Annotated in this window: 14 protein-coding genes; 11 read left to right on the top strand and 3 right to left on the bottom strand. The window is 68.1% G+C overall.

What is annotated here, in order from left to right; genetic code table 11:
- The first annotated feature begins 57 nt into the window (after positions 1-57).
- Entirely contained in the window at positions 58-1,182 is a 1,125-nt protein-coding gene (locus QNI11_RS07575; protein ID WP_283982944.1) for a Hint domain-containing protein, read from the top strand.
- A gap of 14 nt (positions 1,183-1,196) precedes the next feature.
- Here the strand turns inward: QNI11_RS07575 and QNI11_RS07570 are convergent, their stop codons facing one another.
- Positions 1,197-1,661 carry an Lrp/AsnC family transcriptional regulator gene (locus QNI11_RS07570; protein ID WP_283982943.1) on the bottom strand — a complete coding sequence of 155 codons (465 nt, stop codon included), beginning with the start codon at positions 1,659-1,661 and terminating at the stop codon, positions 1,197-1,199.
- Positions 1,658-2,113, bottom strand: a complete 456-nt coding sequence (locus QNI11_RS07565; protein WP_100927118.1) for an Lrp/AsnC family transcriptional regulator — start codon at positions 2,111-2,113, stop codon at positions 1,658-1,660. Before QNI11_RS07565 ends, QNI11_RS07570 begins: the two co-directional genes overlap by 4 nt.
- Positions 2,114-2,237: 124 nt before the next feature.
- Between QNI11_RS07565 and ilvC the strand changes: the two genes are divergently transcribed.
- From ilvC to QNI11_RS07550, 3 genes are all read left to right on the top strand, one after another.
- Positions 2,238-3,260 (top strand): ketol-acid reductoisomerase, encoded by a 1,023-nt coding sequence (gene ilvC, locus QNI11_RS07560; protein ID WP_100927119.1) that lies wholly within the window; start codon positions 2,238-2,240, stop codon positions 3,258-3,260.
- 389 nt (positions 3,261-3,649) lie between these two features.
- On the top strand, positions 3,650-4,213 hold the full coding sequence (locus tag QNI11_RS07555) for a hemerythrin domain-containing protein (RefSeq protein WP_283982942.1): 564 nt from the start codon (positions 3,650-3,652) through the stop codon (positions 4,211-4,213).
- 89 nt (positions 4,214-4,302) lie between these two features.
- Complete coding sequence (locus QNI11_RS07550; protein WP_283982941.1) at positions 4,303-5,208, top strand: DMT family transporter; 906 nt, start codon at positions 4,303-4,305, stop codon at positions 5,206-5,208.
- A 114-nt stretch (positions 5,209-5,322) separates the two neighbouring features.
- Here QNI11_RS07550 and QNI11_RS07545 read toward each other — a convergent pair whose 3' ends face one another.
- Positions 5,323-7,230, bottom strand: coding sequence for a trypsin-like peptidase domain-containing protein (locus tag QNI11_RS07545; RefSeq protein ID WP_283982940.1), 1,908 nt, complete (start codon positions 7,228-7,230; stop codon positions 5,323-5,325).
- Between the two features lie 149 nt (positions 7,231-7,379).
- Here QNI11_RS07545 and QNI11_RS07540 point away from each other — a divergent pair, with 149 nt between their 5' ends.
- From QNI11_RS07540 to QNI11_RS07510, 7 genes are all read left to right on the top strand, one after another.
- The gene (locus QNI11_RS07540) at positions 7,380-8,333 is read left to right on the top strand and encodes a glycine--tRNA ligase subunit alpha (protein ID WP_283982939.1); all 954 of its coding nucleotides are present in this window, start codon (positions 7,380-7,382) and stop codon (positions 8,331-8,333) included.
- Positions 8,330-8,848: a DUF6446 family protein gene (locus QNI11_RS07535; protein WP_100927123.1), complete on the top strand. Its 519-nt coding sequence runs from the start codon at positions 8,330-8,332 to the stop codon at positions 8,846-8,848. The genes QNI11_RS07540 and QNI11_RS07535 overlap by 4 nt, the downstream gene beginning before the upstream one ends.
- 254 nt (positions 8,849-9,102) lie before the next feature.
- A complete protein-coding gene (locus tag QNI11_RS07530; protein WP_283982938.1) occupies positions 9,103-9,963 on the top strand; it encodes a DUF1206 domain-containing protein in 861 nt (286 codons plus the stop codon).
- 119 nt (positions 9,964-10,082) lie between these two features.
- Positions 10,083-12,305: a glycine--tRNA ligase subunit beta gene (glyS, locus tag QNI11_RS07525; protein ID WP_283982937.1), complete on the top strand. Its 2,223-nt coding sequence runs from the start codon at positions 10,083-10,085 to the stop codon at positions 12,303-12,305.
- Between the two features lie 270 nt (positions 12,306-12,575).
- On the top strand, positions 12,576-15,086 hold the full coding sequence (locus QNI11_RS07520) for a putative PEP-binding protein (RefSeq protein WP_306418223.1): 2,511 nt from the start codon (positions 12,576-12,578) through the stop codon (positions 15,084-15,086).
- Between the two features lie 302 nt (positions 15,087-15,388).
- Positions 15,389-16,027, top strand: a complete 639-nt coding sequence (locus tag QNI11_RS07515; RefSeq protein ID WP_100927127.1) for a cell wall hydrolase — start codon at positions 15,389-15,391, stop codon at positions 16,025-16,027.
- 139 nt (positions 16,028-16,166) lie between these two features.
- Positions 16,167-17,105: a dihydroneopterin aldolase gene (locus QNI11_RS07510; RefSeq protein ID WP_283982936.1), complete on the top strand. Its 939-nt coding sequence runs from the start codon at positions 16,167-16,169 to the stop codon at positions 17,103-17,105.
- Positions 17,106-17,121 lie beyond the last annotated feature (16 nt).

Below are 17,121 nucleotides of genomic sequence, written 5' to 3'. Positions count from 1 at the left end.
CTCCGCAACAATCAAAGAGCAGCCGGGCACGAAGACCCGGCGCCGGGGCAGAGCAGAATGGCGGACACAACGATCCTCCTCAATGCGTACAGCATTGTGGGCGGCCCGAAGCTTTCGGTCGTCAACCACGGGGGCAATTTCGACGAGGGCGGCATGCTCCTCAGGGACGCCGAGTTCCTGTGGGAACACGACGACATCATCCTCATCGAGGTGGCTGACGCCACCGAGGACGGCGGCGTCAGCCATGCGTCGGAAATCACCCGGATCACCGTCTACGACAACGCCGCCGATTACTTCGCCGGGACGACGAAATACGTCTACGAAGGCGACAACGGGCAGAACGGCACGATCCGCGGAAACACCGCAGGTGTCGGCGACAACTACCTGCGGCTGAACGCGAACGTCCTGACGTCGGACGATCCGGACGCGCCCGACCTCAACCAGCTGTTCCTCGTCGCCGGGACCGACCTGTCGGACGTGGTCTACAACGGCGTGCCGCTGTTCATCGACCAATACCGGGACAACGACTACAACGCCAATGACACAATCGACGGCGGCAGCAGCGAACAGGCTGACGGTATCTTCCACGGCGGCGCGGGCGGCAACGACATCTACGTGGTGCTCTGCTTTGCGCGCGGCACCCTGATCGAGACGCCAGACGGCCCGCGCTATGTCGAGACGCTGAAGGAAGGTGACCTGGTGGTCACGCAGGACGACGGACCGCAGCCGGTGATGTGGGCCGGGTCCGACCGGCAGCCGGGGATCGGGCAGAACGCGCCGGTCCGCATCCGCGCCGGCGCCCTGGGCAACCTGCGCGACCTCGTCGTGTCACAGAACCACCGCATGCTGTTCAGCGGCCCGCAGGCGGAGCTGATGTTCGGCCAGACGGAAGTGCTGGTCGCCGCCAAGCACCTTGTCGACGGGCGGGACATCCTGATCGAGGAATGCCCGGTCGTGCACTATTACCACCTGCTGTTCGAACGTCACCAGATCATCTTTGCCGAAGGGTGTCCGGCGGAGTCGCTGCATCTGGGCAGCCAGGCGCTGAAGACGGTGGGCCCCCAGGAACGCGACGAGATCATCGCCCGCTTCCCGGACCTGTCGCAGCGGCCGGACACGGGCCCCCTCTCCCGCTACGAGCTGAAGCGCTACGAGGCGCTGGCGCTCAGGCGGTCGGCCTGAGCGGGCCCATCCGGTCAGATCGCGAACAGCGGTCCCGGCCTGCGTTCCTCGGACAGCATCACGTTGGCATCGAGGTTGCCGACCCCCGGCAGCGTCATGATCCGGCGCCGCAGGACACGCTCGAAATCCGCGATGTCGCGGGCCACCACGCGCAGCCGGTAATCGTAGGCGCCGAGGACGTGTTCCACGGTCTGCACCTCCGGGATGGCGGATACCGCGCGTTCGAAGTCCTCCAGGCTGACGCGGCCCTTGGTCGCCAGCTTCACCCCGAGGAAGACCGTCACCCCGAACCCCAGCGCCTGCGCGTCGAGGTCGAGCCGCGTGTTGCGGAAAAGGCCCGCCTCGCGCAGCCGTTTGATCCGCCGCCAGCAGGCCGGTTGCGACAGGCCGAGTTCGCGCCCCAGCGCGCCCGCGCTTGCGGTGGCGTCCTCCGCCAGTGCCCTGAGGAGCGCCCGGTCGATGTCGTCGAGGTCGATCACAGCGGCAGCGTCTCCTCGTCCTTGAGGCGAGCGACGTGCATCAGCGCCTCGATGTCCTGGATGTGCGGCAGGTCCAGCAGCCGCTCGCGGTAGATGCGCTGGTAATGCGGCATGTCGCGGGCGATCACGGCGAGGCGCACGTCCACCTGCCCGAGGAAGGTCTGGATCTCAAGCACCTCCGGCACCTCGCGGGCCGCAGCGATGAAGGTGTCGAAGGCGCGCGGCTGGGTCTTGTCCAGCGTGACACGCAGGCTGACCTCGACCTCGTACCCCAGCGCGTGCCAGTCGATGACACCGCGCACGCCCTTCAGCACGCCGGTTTCTCGCAGCCGTTCCAGACGCCGCGCCAAGGTCGAAGCGGTCACGCCGGCGCGCTCCGCCAGTTCGGTGGCGGGTGAGTCCGGGTCGGCCTGGTAGTGCCGAAGGATGCGTCTGTCCGTGTCGTCGAGCATGATTTCCCCGAATATCTCTGTAATGGCGAATGATAAAGTCTCCATCTCGCCAATTTACCCGAAAAACGAAAACTCTCTCACCATACCGCGGCTATTGTGCCCGCCATCACAGAGGAGAAGACACATGCGCGTTTACTATGACCGCGATTGCGACGTTAACCTGATCAAGGACAAGAAGGTCGCGATCCTGGGTTACGGCAGCCAGGGCCACGCCCACGCCCTGAACCTGCGCGATTCTGGCGCAAAGAACGTTGCCATCGCGTTGCGCGAGGGTTCGCCCTCCGCCAAGAAGTGCGAAGCCGAAGGCCTGCAGGTCATGGGCATCTCGGAAGCGGCAGCATGGTGCGACGTCATCATGTTCACCATGCCCGACGAGCTTCAGGCCGAGACCTACAAGAAATACGTGCACGACCACCTGAAGGAAGGCTCCGCCATTGCCTTCGCACACGGCCTGAACGTGCACTTCGGCCTGATCGAGCCGAAGGCCGGCGTCGACGTCATCATGATGGCGCCGAAGGGCCCGGGCCACACCGTGCGCGGCGAATACACCAAGGGCGGCGGCGTGCCCTGCCTCGTGGCCGTGCACAACGACGCCACCGGCAAGGCGCTGGAAATCGGCCTGTCCTACTGCTCGGCCATCGGCGGCGGCCGCTCGGGCATCATCGAGACCAACTTCCGCCAGGAATGCGAAACCGACCTGTTCGGCGAGCAGGCCGTGCTGTGCGGCGGCCTTGTGGAACTGATCCGCATGGGCTTCGAAACGCTGGTCGAGGCCGGTTACGAGCCGGAAATGGCGTATTTCGAGTGCCTGCACGAGGTGAAGCTGATCGTCGACCTGATCTATGAAGGCGGCATCGCGAACATGAACTACTCCATCTCGAACACCGCCGAGTACGGCGAGTACGTCTCTGGTCCGCGCATCCTGCCCTACGCCGAGACAAAGGCCCGCATGAAGGAGGTCCTGACGGACATCCAGACCGGCAAATTCGTGCGTGATTTCATGCAGGAAAACGCCGTGGGCCAGCCGTTCTTCAAGGCGACCCGCCGGATCAACGACGAGCACCAGATCGAGCAGGTCGGCGAGAAGCTGCGCGAGATGATGCCGTGGATCTCTGCCGGCAAGATGGTCGACAAGTCCAAGAACTGAGGTCTTTTGCAGACCTCGATGCGGGGCGGCCTTCGGGCCGCCCTTTTGCGTCTCGCCGTTAACCGTGACGGCAGCGCGCGGTGACGTTAACGCGGCGCACGGCGCAGGCGCGGCACCAAATGCGGTGTGTCGCCTTCGATGCTACACCACGGCGGCAGAAAGCGTTCAGCGACCTTAACCGCCTGTAAGGGGTGAACCGGCCGATTGGACCCCGATTCCCGGCCGGTTGTTAATCTTTGCCCCCGAGTCGGTCTGAACCCCCCGTTGCGCGCGATTTTTTCGCGTTAACCCTTCGTCCCGGGCGGATGCGAAATCGGTGCGCTCCGGTCATAGCTTCTGTGCGCGGGCACGAAGTTGTTACACCATAACACCCCTACCATCTTCCGGTCATGACTTACGACATCAACACGCGCGAGGGGCTTCCGCCCGAAATGCGGACCCTCTATCGGGACCTGCCACGCGACGGCTGGCTGGATCACCCGGGCCTGAAACAAGCGACCCGCAACTGGATGGGCGCACACCTGGGCTTTCGCCACACCGGCGCGCTCCTGAAGGCCGAGACGGAGCGGTTCCTCGACAAGGAGACGCCCGCCGACCTCTACGCGGAGCGGCTGGGGTACTTCGGGCACCGGCTGGTGGTGAGCCTGCACGGGCATCACACCTGGGAGGACCGCAGCTTCTTCCCGGAACTCGAAGAGGCCGATCCGCGGTTCGCCCGCGGGCTGGAGATGCTGGAAAGCGACCACGCCACGCTGGACGAGACGCTGGACCGGCTGACGCGGCAGGCCAACCGGGTGATCGCGCTGGAGACGCTCGACCCCGCGCAGATGACCGAAGAGGCCGGGCCGCTGCACGACACGGTGACGTCGCTGACGGGCTTTCTCGAACGGCACCTGACCGACGAGGAGGACCTTGTGGTGCCGATCATCCTGCACCACCGGCTGCGCGGCTGACATGACCCCGAGGGGGCGGAAGACCTCCGCCCCTTTTGCCGCCCGTGCGGGGCCTTGGCGCGGCATGACCCGCCCGCTATAGCGCCCCAATGACACCAGAGATCACGCCCCGAAGCTGGGCCATGGTCGGGAGCCTCGGCCTTGTCTGGGGTGCGACCTTCCTCTTCATCGAGATTGCCCTGCAGGGCATCACGCCGTTCTGGCTGGCCGCCTACCGCATCGGCTTTGCTGCGCTGCTGACGCTCGCCGTCTGGGCGGTGCGCGGCGGGGCGCTGTGGCTGACGGCCAAGCGCAACTGGCCGTCGCTGATCCTGATCGGGGTGCTGTCCTCGGGCCTGCCGTTCATGCTGCTGGGCTGGGGCCAGCAATACGCGACCTCGGGCTTTGCAGGCGTCAGCATGGCGGCGGTTGCGCTGATGGTGCTGCCGCTGGCGCATGTCCTCGTGCCGGGCGAACGGATGACGGCGCGCCGGGCGCTGGGGTTCGCGGTGGGCTTTGCCGGGGTCGTGGTGCTGATCGGACCGGAGGCGCTGCAGGCCAGCGGCGACGCGATGGAGCCGTGGGGGAGGCTCGCCTGCCTCGGCGCGGCCTGCTGCTATGCGATAAGCTCGGTCGCGATGCGCCGGCTGCCGCCGATCGACGCCATCGGGCTGGCGGCGGTGCCGCTGGTGATCGGCGCGCTTTTCGTGCTGCCGCTGGCCTGGGTGCAGGAAGGCCCGCCGCCGCTGCCGCAGGGCCAGACGCTCGTGGTGCTGGCGGTGCTGGGGCTGGTGCCGACGGCGGGGGCGAACCTGCTGCGCGTGCTGGTGATCCGCTCTGCCGGGCCGGTGTTCATGAGCCTGACGAACTACCAGGTGCCGCTGTGGTCCGTCGCACTGGGGGTGATCGTGCTGGGAGAGCCGCTGCGCGCCTCGCTTCTGGTGGCGCTGGTGCTGATCCTCGCGGGCGTGTTCCTGAGCCAGTGGGGCGCGCTCAGGCGGCTGTTCCTGCGCTGACGCCTGTCATGCAGAAAGGCCCCCGCCCGGTCGGGACGGAGGCCTCCGATCTGTCTTTGGTGCCACGGCATGCAGGGCGGGGCTTTGCGCCGCCCTGCCCCGGGTCGCGGCGTCTTACCAGCAGGACACCAGCACGGTCATGTCGGTCGCCAGCGCGGTCAGGTCCTCGGGCTCCATGATGCCGCCGGACACCTGGCTGCCCGCGGTCACGCCGTTGGCGCGCAGGAAGTCGAGGATCATCTCGCCCTTGGCGGCAAAGTTCACCTGGTCGGGCAGTTGCCGTCCGCCGTCCGTCTCGCGCGGCAGCAGCATCCCCATGACGGAGCCGCCTGCATCGAAGACCGGGCCGCCCGCATCGCCCGGCATCGCCGAGAGCGCAAGGCGCTTGACCTGCGGTTCGCCGGACAGGCCGCGGGTGTCTTCCAGCGTGCCGAAGGTCAGGGTCGGCGCGGTCAGCACGCCGCCGAAGGAGAAGCCCGCCACCGCGACCTCGGACTGGAGCCGCTGCGTGCCGGTGGCGAACTGCGCCACGCGGCGGGGGGCCAGGGTTTCCTCGGGCCGCAGCAGCGCCACGCCCAGCGACGCATCGCGCGCCACCACCTGCGCGGTGTAGCTGCCGTTGATCGTCACGCGCTCGCACTGGGCCACCGCGTCCGCAGAGGTCAGCACGGCCCCGCCCGGCGCCACGAAGAAGCCCGAGCCGTTGCCCTTGGGCGTGCGCACCTTCAGGCCCGACACGAGGTCGACCGACTGGCCGTCGTCCGACACCGTCGCCGGGTCGAGCACGCCGGGAATGCGCTGGTAGCTGTCCTGCATCAGCGCCAGCACGCGCGAGCGGCGCTCCTCGTCGTTGGCGGGCCAGACAAGGGTGAAGCCCTTGATCTCGCCGTCGCGCAGCCCGACCTCGGTGTGGCTGACGATGCGGGAGTTCGCCCCGGTCAGCAGGAAGCCCGCGTTGTCGCGGCGGCGCTCGCCCTCGACGGGGACGATTTCCAGCGTCTGCATGATCTCGTAAAGGCCGTTCAGCGTGTCGCGGTCGCCCGGCTGGGAGATCAGCAGCACCTGCGCCGGCAGGTCGGTCCTGGAGCCGTAGATCGCGAAGGGCGCCTCGTAACGGTCGAACTCCACAACGCCAAGCGGCATCTGCATGACGATGCCCGCGCGCTGGTCGACGCGGTCGGCCATGCCCATGCCGTCGAGCACGGCGTTGTACTGGCCCAGAAGCGCGGCGCGCTGGCGCGAGGTCAGGATGCCCGTGGGCTCGTAGCCGTTGGCCTCCTGCCAACCGGCCATCGAACGCCGGGTGCCGGGGCCGAAGGCGCCGTCGATGCGGCCCTCGTAGAAGCCCGCCCACTGGAGCGCGATCTGCAGCATGTCGCGCGCCTCGCGGTCGAGCTCCGCCTCGGAGGCGCGGGCCTCGCGCGGGGTTTCCTCGGGGATCGCGGGGGCGGCCGGTTCCGGCGCGGCCTGCGGTTCCGGTGCGGGCGCGGGCTGCTGCTCCGCCGGTGCGGGCTGCTCCTCTTCGGCGAGCGCGGCGGCGAGGTCGTCGGCGGTCAGCGGCTGTTCCTCGGTCGCGGGCGCCTGGGCCGTGTCGGTCGGCGCGGCGTCGTCCTGCGACGGCTGGACCTCGGGCTGGGGGGCCTCGGCGGTCGTGTCCTGCGCATCCTGCGGCGCGTCCAGATCGACCTGCGCCCCCACCGGCCAGAACTGGCGGCCATAGACACGCGAGGTCTCGACATAGCTGTCGGGCGGGATCGCGCCGGAGCGCATCAGCTCGCCCAGGAAGGCCTCTGCCTCGTTGCGGTCGGCATAGGGGCCCACGGCCACGCCATACCAGCCGCCGCCAAGCGAGAACCCGTTCACATTGTTCAACCGCTGGGAAAACTGGCGGACACTCGACTGCGCCCCGGCCAGCGACGTGCGCGCCTCGACCTGGATGAAGAACCGTTCTTCCTGTTGCGCGTGAACGCCCTGCCCCAAAAGAACCAGCGCAAAAACAAGGGAAATCAGATGTCTTGGCATCGGTGTCGTCGGCCTTCTCGTGCTGCCCAAATTTCGCCACCCTTACCAGATCGCGCGTTGTGTGCACGTGAAAATGACGTGAGGCGGCGCATTGACCCCACGCCTGTTGCCGCCTAATCAGACGCCCAAGCGCCGCGAGGAAGCCAGCCATGTCCGAGACCCAGCAAAAGAGCCTGCACAAACCCGCCTCCTTCCAGGAGATCATCCTGCGACTCCAGACCTACTGGGCGTCGAAAGGATGTGCGATTCTGCAGCCTTACGACATGGAAGTCGGGGCCGGCACCTTCCACCCGGCAACCACGCTGCGCGCCCTTGGCAACCGCCCCTGGACCGCCGCCTACGTGCAGCCCTCGCGCCGCCCGACCGACGGGCGCTACGGCGAGAACCCCAACCGGCTGCAGCATTATTACCAGTACCAGGTCATCATCAAGCCGTCCCCGCCGGACCTTCAGGCGCTCTACCTCGGCAGCCTCGAGGCGATCGGCATCGACATGGCGCTGCACGACATCCGCTTCGTGGAAGACGACTGGGAAAGCCCGACGCTGGGCGCCTGGGGGCTGGGCTGGGAGGTCTGGTGCGACGGCATGGAAGTCAGCCAGTTCACCTACTTCCAGCAGGTCGGCGGCCACGACTGCCATCCCGTCTCCGGCGAGCTGACCTACGGGCTGGAACGGCTGGCGATGTACGTCCTCGGCGTCGACCACGTGATGGAGATGCCGTTCAACGACCCGCAGTCGCCCATCGCGCTGACCTACGGCGACGTCTTCCGCCAGACCGAAGAGGAATACTCGCGCTTCAACTTCGACACCGCCGACACGGCGCTCCTGCTGCGCCACTTCGAAGAGGCGGAGGCCGAATGCGCCGCCATCCTCGCGCGCGACGCGGAGGACCCGAAGACCGGCAAGCGCATCGTCATGGCGCATCCCGCCTACGACCAGTGCATCAAGGCCAGCCACATCTTCAACCTGCTCGACGCCCGCGGCGTGATCTCCGTCACCGAGCGGCAGGCCTATATCGGCCGCGTCCGCGCGCTGGCCAAGATGTGCGCCGATGCCTTCGTCACCACCACCGCGGGCGGCTACGACAGCGGCGCGGCGGCATGAGCGGCAAGGTCATCGGGATCGGTATCGTGCTCGTCTCCCTGATCTTCGGCGCGGTCGTCTATTACACGCAGGTCTACTATTACTACGAGCCGGTGCAGGCGACGGGCCGCGACGACGTGCTGCTGACCAACATGGTCACCGACGCCCCCGAAGCGATCCTCTACGACAACTTCGAGGCCATCGACGCCGACAGCTCGCCGATCCGCTACCGCGCCTGCTTTACCACGACCCTGTCGCTGGCGATGCTGACCGAGACCTACGAACCCTACGAGGGCGCCGTCCCGCGCAACGCGCCCGCATGGTTCACCTGCTTCGACGCGGAGGCCATTGCCGAAGACATCGGGGCCGGCCGCGCCCTGGTCTTCGCCGGTCAGCGCAACATCGAATACGGCATCGACCGCGTCGTCGCGATCACCGAGGACGGCCACGGCTACGTCTGGGAAGAGGTCAACGAGTGCGGCGACAAGGCCTACGACGGCACGCCCCTGGGCGAGGACTGCCCCGTCCGCGACTGATCCTGGCACCGTGACTGGCACCCGGCCCGCCACCGCCCGGCAGCCCCACCGCGCCCGCCGGAACAAAGCCGCGCCACCGCATCCCCCCTGCCCCTTCATCTTGGCAGAAATACCTCGGAGGGGGTCCGGGGGAGGCAGCGCCTCCCCCGCGGATCGCCGCGCGGTAAGCGCGGCGAAACCCGGGCCTGCCACAACTTCCACGGAACTTTATCGCCCCGCCAAGCGCTCTCCCTGCAACAAAGGAGAGATCGACCATGTCCGAAAAAGCCCCCGCCTGGGTTCCGCCCGTCATGCGCACCGGATATTTCGCGCGCGCCGCCGTCTACGTGGTCGTGGGCGGTCTGGCCCTCATGGCCGCGGTGAAGGGGGGCGAGGCGCAGGGCACCACCGACGCGCTCGCCGACCTGCGCGGACAGGCCTGGGGCGTGGCCGCGCTCTGGGCGATCGCCGTGGGTCTCTGGGCCTATCTCGCCTGGCGGCTGGTCGACGCCTGGATGGACCTGGAGGATTACGGCACCGACGCGAAGGGCATGATCGCCCGCGCGGGGCTTGTCGTCACCGGCCTGATCCACGGCGCCATCGGCGTCTCGGTCGCGGCGACCGCCATGGGCGGCAGCGGCGGCGGCGAAGGCGGCACCCAGTCGATGACCCAGAAGCTGATGACCATGCCGTTCGGGCCATGGCTCGTGGGGGCCGTCGGCCTCGGCACGCTGGGCGCAGGCATCTACTACATGCACAAGGGCTGGGCCGAGAAGTACAAGGAGCACATCCGCGTCACGCCGACCGCCCGCAAGCTCGACCCGGTCTGCAAGTTCGGCTGCATCGCGCAGGGCGTGGTGATCTCGCTCATCGGCATCTCGATCATCGTGGCGGCGATGACCACCAATCCGAGCGAGGCCGGCGGCGTGGGCGACGCCCTGCACCAGCTCCGTTCCATGGCCTACGGGCGCATCCTTCTGGGCATCGTGGCGCTTGGCCTTCTGGCCTTCGCCGTCGAGAACGCCGTGGAAGGCTGGTACCGCGTGCTGCCGCGCTACGAGGGCAAGGACGTCATGACCCTCGCCCGCCGCGCCAAGCTGAAAGCCGAGGGCAAGCTCAACGAAGCCACAGCCTGACCCCGCCCGGGTCGCAGGCGGCACCGTCTCCGCTTGCGACCCCCTGCTTGGCCCGCTAGACACCGCTGCAACGACGAAGCCCGTGCCGCCAAGGCGCGGGCCAAAGCTGTGGTGAGACGATGCCCGACCTTCTGATCGAACTCTTTTCCGAGGAAATCCCGGCGCGCATGCAGGCGCGGGCGGCCGAGGACCTGAAGAAGATGATGACCGACGGTCTGGTCGAGGCCGGTCTGACCTATGCCTCCGCCGCGGCCTTCCACACGCCGCGCCGCCTCTGCCTGACGGTCGAGGGGCTGACCGCCGAAAGCCCCACCCTGAAGGAAGAGCGCCGCGGCCCGAAGGTCGGCGCGCCGGACAAGGCGCTCGAAGGCTTCATGCGCGGCGCGGGCGTCACCCGCGACCAGCTCGAGGAGCGCGAGGACAAGAAAGGCGCCTTCTACTACGCCACCGTCACCACCCCGGGCCGCAAGGCAGAGGCCATCGTGGCCGAGCAGCTCGAAAAGACAGTGCGCGGCTTTCCCTGGCCCAAGTCGATGCGCTGGGGCGCGGGCAGCCTGCGCTGGGTCCGCCCCCTGCACCGCATCCTCTGCTTGATGCGCGACGAGGGCGGCGAACACGTGGTGGACCTGGAAATCGACGGCATCCGCGCCGGCCGCACCACGGAGGGCCACCGCTTCATGGGCGGCGCGCCGTTCGAGGTCACCTCCTTCGACGATTACGCCGCGAAGCTGAAGCGCGCGCATGTGGTCCTTTCGGCCGGGGAACGCGCCGAGCACATCTGGAACGACGCCACCAACATGGCCTTTGCCCAGGGCCTTGAAGTTGTCGAGGACAAGAGCCTTCTGGCGGAGGTCGCGGGTCTCGTGGAATGGCCGGTCGTGCTGATGGGCGACATCGCCGACACCTTCCTCGGGCTGCCGCCAGAGGTGCTGCAGACCTCCATGAAGGAACACCAGAAGTTCTTTTCGGTGAAGAACCCCGCCACCGGCCGGATCGAGAAGTTCGTCACCGTCGCCAACATCGAGACGGCGGACAACGGCGCCACCATCCTTGCGGGCAACCAGAAGGTGCTGGCCGCCCGCCTGTCGGATGCGAAGTTCTTCTGGGAGAACGACCTGCGCGTGGCGAAGGACGAGGGCCTGACCGCCTGGACCAACCGGCTGGAGAACGTGACCTTCCACAACAAGCTGGGCAGCCAGAAGGCCCGGATCGAACGGATCGCCGCGCTGGCCCGTGCCCTCGCCCCGAAGGTGAATGCAGAAGCCGACCAGGCCCAGCTGGCCGCGGAGGTCGCCAAGGCCGACCTGTCCTCGGAAATGGTCTATGAGTTCCCCGAGCTTCAGGGCCTGATGGGCCGTTACTACGCGGAGGCAGCCGGCCTGCCCGCCGATGTCGCCGCCGCCTGCCAGGAACATTACTCGCCGCTGGGCCCGTCCGACGACGTGCCCACCGCCCCCACCTCCGTCGCCGTGGCGCTGGCCGACAAGCTGGACACGCTGACCGGCTTCTGGGCCATCGACGAGAAGCCCACCGGGTCCAAGGACCCCTACGCCCTGCGCCGCGCCGCGCTGGGGGTGATCCGGCTGGTGCTGGTGAACGGGTTGCGGCTGCACCTCGACCGGTTCATCGACGCGCAACTGCTGCGCCACAAGATTGCGCCGTCAAACACGAAAGACAGCGAACTCAGCGATACGCTCCTTTCGGAGATCGCGTTGCACGGCGTCTTCGGTTCGGCCGTGCGCACGTTGCTCGAGTCCCGCAAGGAAGAGGCGCCGGAGTGGGTCGAAGCCATCGAGAACCACAAACCTGATGTGTCCGACGACCTCCTCTCCTTCATCCACGACCGCCTGAAGGTCCACCTGCGCGGCGAGGGTATTCCGCATGACGTCATCGACGCCTGCCTCGCCATGCCGAACAGCGACGACCTCACCCTGCTGGTGAAGCGGGCCGAGGCGCTGGCCGCGGTCATGCAGACCGAAGACGGCAGGAACCTCGTGCAGGGGTTCAAGCGGGCCAACAACATCCTCACGCAGGCCGAGGAAAAGGACGGCGTCGAATATTCCTTCGGCGCGGACGTGAAGTTCGCCGAGACAGACGAGGAACGCGCGCTGTTCGAGGCGCTCGATGCCGCCGACAAGAAGATCGCCCCGGCGATGCAGGCAGAGGATTTCACCGCCGCGATGGAGGCCATGGCCACGCTGCGGGCGCCCATCGACGCCTTCTTTGACGCGGTGCAGGTGAACTCCGACAATTCCGTGGTGCGCCGCAACCGCCTGAACCTGCTGAGCCGCATCCGCCAGACCTGCCTGCAGGTGGCCGACCTGACGAAGATCGAGGGCTGAGGCCCGCCCCGGCCTGTCGCCCCACGGACGGGGCATGGCAGGAGGGGGGGCCGGGGGGAAGCGGCGCCTCTCCCCGGCGGATCGCCTTGCGCAAGCAAGGCGAGACCACCCGTCAGAACGACGCAGCGTCACGCATTCCCGCCCGCGACGACAGCCCATCTTGTCATATGACTGTCACTCCGTATTCTGCGCGCATCCAAGACAGGTGCTGCAGTGCAGAAAGCGTTCTCCGAAAACCCTGACGTCACGCTCATCACTCCGAGCGCGCCGATGGCGACGCCCACGCATGGCGGGCGGGCGAAGTGCCTGCAGCGGCTCGTGCGGCTCGACCTGCCGGTGCCGCGCACCGTCGCCCTGTCCTTTGCCGAGGTGCATCGCATCGCAGCCGGGCAGATGCCGGACATGGCCGCCCTGCTGGCGCACTTCGACCCCGACGCGCTTCTGTGCGTGCGGCCCTCGTCGGAGGATCCCGACTGGGGCGGTCCCGGCGCGGTCCTGAACATCGGCATGAACGACGCGCGCTACGTGGCGCTGACGGAAAGTATCGGGCACGATGCCTCTGCCTCGCTCTACATGCGGTTCGTGCAGGGCTACGCGATCCACGTCGCGCGGCTCGACCCCGACCTCTTCGACGAGATCGAGGATGTGGGACAGGCCGGACTCTCTGCCGCGCTCGCCGCCTACGAGGAGGAGGCCGAAGAGGTCTTCCCCCAGGACCCGGCGGTGCAGCTGCGGGAGGTCCTGCGCTCCATGGCGCGGGCGTGGGAGGGCACGACGGCCCGGCTGCTGCGGCAGGCGAAGGGCGCGCCGGTGGACGCGGGGCTTGGCCTTGTGGTGCAGGAGATGGCGCCGGGTCTGGGCAAGGGCGAATGCGGGTCGGGTGTGCTGCAGCTGGTCGATTCGGACACCGGGCTGCCGCAGATCACCGGGCGTTACCTGAGCCAGAGCCAGGGCCGCGAGGCGCTGAAGCACCGCAACACCAGCCTGTTCCTCGAAAAGGACCCGCGCGGCCCCTCGCTGGAAGAGCTGGCGCCGGAGGCCTTCCACCAGCTCAAGGCCAACGCCGAGCTGATGCGCCGCAAGCTGCGCGCCGAGATGCAGATCGAATTCACCATCCAGAACGGACAGGTGCATATCCTCGACGGGATGCGCGTCCAGCGGTCGTCGCGGGCGGCGGTGCGGATCGCGGTGCGGCTGGTGGAGGACGGGATCATCACGCCGCAGGAGGCGGTGATGCGGATCGAGCCGGGCGCGATCTCGGAACTGTTGCACCGGCAGGTGGCGCCGGGCGCCGACCGTCGGGTGATCGGGCGCGGCATCGCCGCCTCGCCCGGGGCCGCGACGGGCCGGATCGTCTTCTCCTCGGCGGAGGCGTTGGCCTGCACCTCGCGCGGGGAGACCTGCATCCTTGTCCGGCGCGAGACATCGCCCGAGGACATCCGGGGCATGCACGCCGCCGTGGCCGTGCTGACGGAGCGCGGCGGCATGACCTCGCACGCCGCGGTGATCGGGCGCGGGCTGGGCCTGCCCTGCGTGGTGGGGGCGGCGCGGATGAAGATCGACCTGCAGCGCAAGACGATCCTCGCCGAGGACGGCCGCACCTTCCGCGAGGGCGACATCGTCACGCTGGACGGCACCGCGGGCGAAGTGCTGGAGGGCAGCCCCGACATGGTGGAGGCCGCGCTCGACGATGCGTTCCAGACGCTGATGGGCTGGGCCGACGAGGCGCGCGACATCGGTGTCCGCGCCAATGCCGACACGCCCGCCGACGCGGCAACGGCGCGGCGCTTCATGGCGCAGGGGATCGGCCTGTGCCGGACCGAGCACATGTTCTTCGAAGCCGACCGCATCACGCCTATGCGGGAGATGATCTTTGCCGATGCGACGGAGGACCGGCAGGCGGCGCTTGCCATCCTGCTTCCGATGCAACGTGCCGACTTTACAGAGCTTTTCCGCATCATGGAGGGGCTGCCGGTCTGCATCCGGCTGTTCGATCCGCCGCTGCACGAGTTCCTGCCGACCGACCGCGCGGGGCTGCGCGACCTGGCGGAGGCGCTGGACCTGCCCGTGTCGGACGTGACGCGGCGCGTGGAGTCGATGGGCGAGTACAACCCCATGCTAGGCCTGCGCGGCGTGCGGCTGGGGATCACCGTGCCGGAGATCTACGACATGCAGGCGCGCGCGATCTTCGAGGCGACGCTCGACGCCTCGCGCGAGGGGGCGCCGGTGGTGCCGGAGATCATGCTGCCGCTGGTCAGCGCGAACCGCGAGGTGGAACTACTGCGTTCGCGCATCGACGCGGTGGCCGCCGAGGTCCGGGCCGAGCGCGGGCGCGATTTCACCTACCGGCTGGGCGTGATGGTGGAGACGCCGCGCGCCTGCCTGCGCGCCGACGAGATCGCTCCGCACTGTCAATTCCTGTCCTTCGGCACCAATGACCTGACGCAGATGACCTACGGGCTGTCGCGCGACGACGCGGGCCGCTTCATGGGCGATTACGTGCAGCAGGGCGTGTTCAGCGAGGACCCCTTCCACGTGCTCGACCTCGACGGCGTGGGCGAGCTGGTGGCCATCGGTGTGGAGCGCGGCCGCTCATCCAACCCCGGTGTCACCCTGTCGATCTGCGGCGAGCACGGCGGCAACCCGGAATCAATCGCCTTTTGCCGCGCGGTGGGCATGACCTATGTCAGCTGTTCGCCGTTCCGGGTGCCGGTCGCACGGCTGGCCGCGGCACAATTTGCACTTTCCGCCCAGGGTGTGCGCAAACCTCCGCGCATGTGACACATGGGGGCTTGCCCGCCTTCCTGAGCCCTCCCCAACGTAAAGCAACCTTAACACGAGTCGCCCAAGGTTTATGGGGGCTTACCCCGAGTCGCCCGGCGCTCGTCGCGCTGGCGATGTGGTCGCGGAATTTGCAAGACGGCCTGCGACAAAAGCGGTGGACAAGTCGCAGATTGGCCGCATCGGGCGGCAAGAATCCGCGTCTCCGGATCGCGATGTTTACGAATTTCGGGAAATTGGCTACGTACCGCGCCGTCCCGGCATGGATCGGGGCCACGTTCCCGTAAAAAGAGACCGCCGCGATGATCCGTGCCTTCCGTGCTGCCGCCCTGATCGGCCTGGCAATTGCTTCGACCATTTCCGCCCCGGCCCATGCCGATGCCGTCCTCAAGGCAAAGACGCTTGTCTCGCTCGAGACCAAGGCGCTGGCCCGGGCGCGCAACGGCCACCTGGAGAAACTGGTCACGCCGGTCGCCGGCGCGCAGGGCGCGGGCGGCATCACCTACTCCAACGACTGGCTGGCGCGTCAGCCGATCATCTCGACCGGCGGCGCGGAATGGCAGTGCCTGTCGGAGGCGCTGTACTTCGAAGCCCGCGGCGAAAGCGTGCAGGGCCTGTTCGCGGTGGCCGAGGTCATCATGAACCGCGTGTCCTCGCCGCGCTTCCCGGGATCGGTCTGCGGCGTGGTGAAACAGGGCACCGGCAAGAAATACGGCTGCCAGTTCACCTATACCTGCGACGGCAACCCCGAGCGCATCAACGAGCCCGCCGCGTGGAACCGGGTCGGCAAGGTGGCGCAGGTCATGCTGAACGGCGCGCCGCGCACGCTGACGCAGGGGGCGACCTACTACCACACCAACGCCGTGCGCCCGAAGTGGTCGCGCACCTTCATGAAGACGGCCAACATCGGCCAGCACATCTTCTACCGCAATCCGCGCTGAGCGGCGGCACTTCCCCGCCCGTCGACTACCGTCAACAGCCGTGCAGGATGCCGCCACAGGTCGGCGTTTGCCGCTTTCGGCCTGCCATCCCCGCGGAATGGGCCCTATAGGTGGGCCCCACCACCAATCGGGAGTCGACATGGCCTCTGAAGTCCGCCTTGCCTTTGCCCATCCGTCCGAGCGCGCCATTGCGACCGCAGGCGACGCGCCGCGCGACCGCATTTCCCTGCGCGACCATATCGTCGAGGCGGAGATCGGCGCCTTTCAGGCGGAGCGCGGCATCACGCAGCGGCTGCGGTTCAACGTGGTGGTCGAGGTCGCGCCCTTCACCGGCACCATAGACGACGACGTGGACCGTATCCTGTCCTACGACCGGGTGACGGAGGCGATTGCCCACGAACTCGCCGCCGAACGGCTGAACCTGCTTGAGACGCTGGCGGAACGCATTTCCGAGAGAATCCTGCTGGAGCCGCAGGCGCTGCGCGCCTTCGTCCGGATCGAGAAGCTGGACCGCGGGCCCGGCGCGCTTGGCGTCGAGATCGTGCGCGCCCGCAAGGACGTGGCAGCCCACCTCGATGCGCTGGCAGAGGACGCGGCCTCCGCCCGGCCGCATCCGCGCGTGGTCTACCTGTCGAACGACGCCATCGCACACCCCGACCTGGGGCGCTGGATCGACGACCTCGTGGCGGACGGGGCGCCGGTGATCCTGACCACCGGGCTGCCCGCCGAGGCACCGCTGGAAACCGGCCACAGGATGACCCAGCGCCGGGTCGACCTGCTGGCGATCGAGCAGAACGCCTGGCGGCTGGCGGCGCGGGACCTGCGCTGCAAGGTGGTCTCTACCCGAACCGAGCTGGACTGGGCGATGAAGAACGGCCAGACCTGCGTCTGGGCGCCATCGAAGATCGTGCTGGATGCCACCGAACCGCCGAAGGGCTCGCCCCGCGATGCGGTCGCCCTGTCTGCCTGGTTTGCGGGCGAGATCGAGGCCACCGAGCTGCTGGTTGTCGGCGAAAGCCTGCCGGAAACCGCGCCCGTGCCGTTGCGCAGGGTAGAGACCGGCGCACCGCTGCTGTGACACCCGCCCCACGATC

Source organism: Sagittula sp. MA-2 (genome assembly GCF_030126985.1).
Taxonomy (GTDB): Bacteria; Pseudomonadota; Alphaproteobacteria; order Rhodobacterales; family Rhodobacteraceae; genus Sagittula.
This window is presented reverse-complemented; position numbering and strand designations above follow the sequence as displayed.

What these genes read in the sequence shown, in the direction of transcription:
- glyS (WP_283982937.1), top strand. Translation starts at nt 10,083, where the DNA reads ATGCCCGACCTTCTGATCGAACTCTTTTCCGAGGAAATCCCGGCGCGC.
- QNI11_RS07510 (WP_283982936.1), top strand. Translation starts at nt 16,167, where the DNA reads ATGGCCTCTGAAGTCCGCCTTGCCTTTGCCCATCCGTCCGAGCGCGCC.
- QNI11_RS07540 (WP_283982939.1), top strand. Translation starts at nt 7,380, where the DNA reads ATGTCCGAGACCCAGCAAAAGAGCCTGCACAAACCCGCCTCCTTCCAG.
- ilvC (WP_100927119.1), top strand. Translation starts at nt 2,238, where the DNA reads ATGCGCGTTTACTATGACCGCGATTGCGACGTTAACCTGATCAAGGAC.
- QNI11_RS07530 (WP_283982938.1), top strand. Translation starts at nt 9,103, where the DNA reads ATGTCCGAAAAAGCCCCCGCCTGGGTTCCGCCCGTCATGCGCACCGGA.
- QNI11_RS07565 (WP_100927118.1), bottom strand. Translation starts at nt 2,113, where the DNA reads ATGCTCGACGACACGGACAGACGCATCCTTCGGCACTACCAGGCCGAC.
- QNI11_RS07520 (WP_306418223.1), top strand. Translation starts at nt 12,576, where the DNA reads ATGGCGACGCCCACGCATGGCGGGCGGGCGAAGTGCCTGCAGCGGCTC.
- QNI11_RS07555 (WP_283982942.1), top strand. Translation starts at nt 3,650, where the DNA reads ATGACTTACGACATCAACACGCGCGAGGGGCTTCCGCCCGAAATGCGG.
- QNI11_RS07550 (WP_283982941.1), top strand. Translation starts at nt 4,303, where the DNA reads ATGACACCAGAGATCACGCCCCGAAGCTGGGCCATGGTCGGGAGCCTC.
- QNI11_RS07575 (WP_283982944.1), top strand. Translation starts at nt 58, where the DNA reads ATGGCGGACACAACGATCCTCCTCAATGCGTACAGCATTGTGGGCGGC.
- QNI11_RS07515 (WP_100927127.1), top strand. Translation starts at nt 15,389, where the DNA reads ATGATCCGTGCCTTCCGTGCTGCCGCCCTGATCGGCCTGGCAATTGCT.
- QNI11_RS07545 (WP_283982940.1), bottom strand. Translation starts at nt 7,230, where the DNA reads ATGCCAAGACATCTGATTTCCCTTGTTTTTGCGCTGGTTCTTTTGGGG.
- QNI11_RS07535 (WP_100927123.1), top strand. Translation starts at nt 8,330, where the DNA reads ATGAGCGGCAAGGTCATCGGGATCGGTATCGTGCTCGTCTCCCTGATC.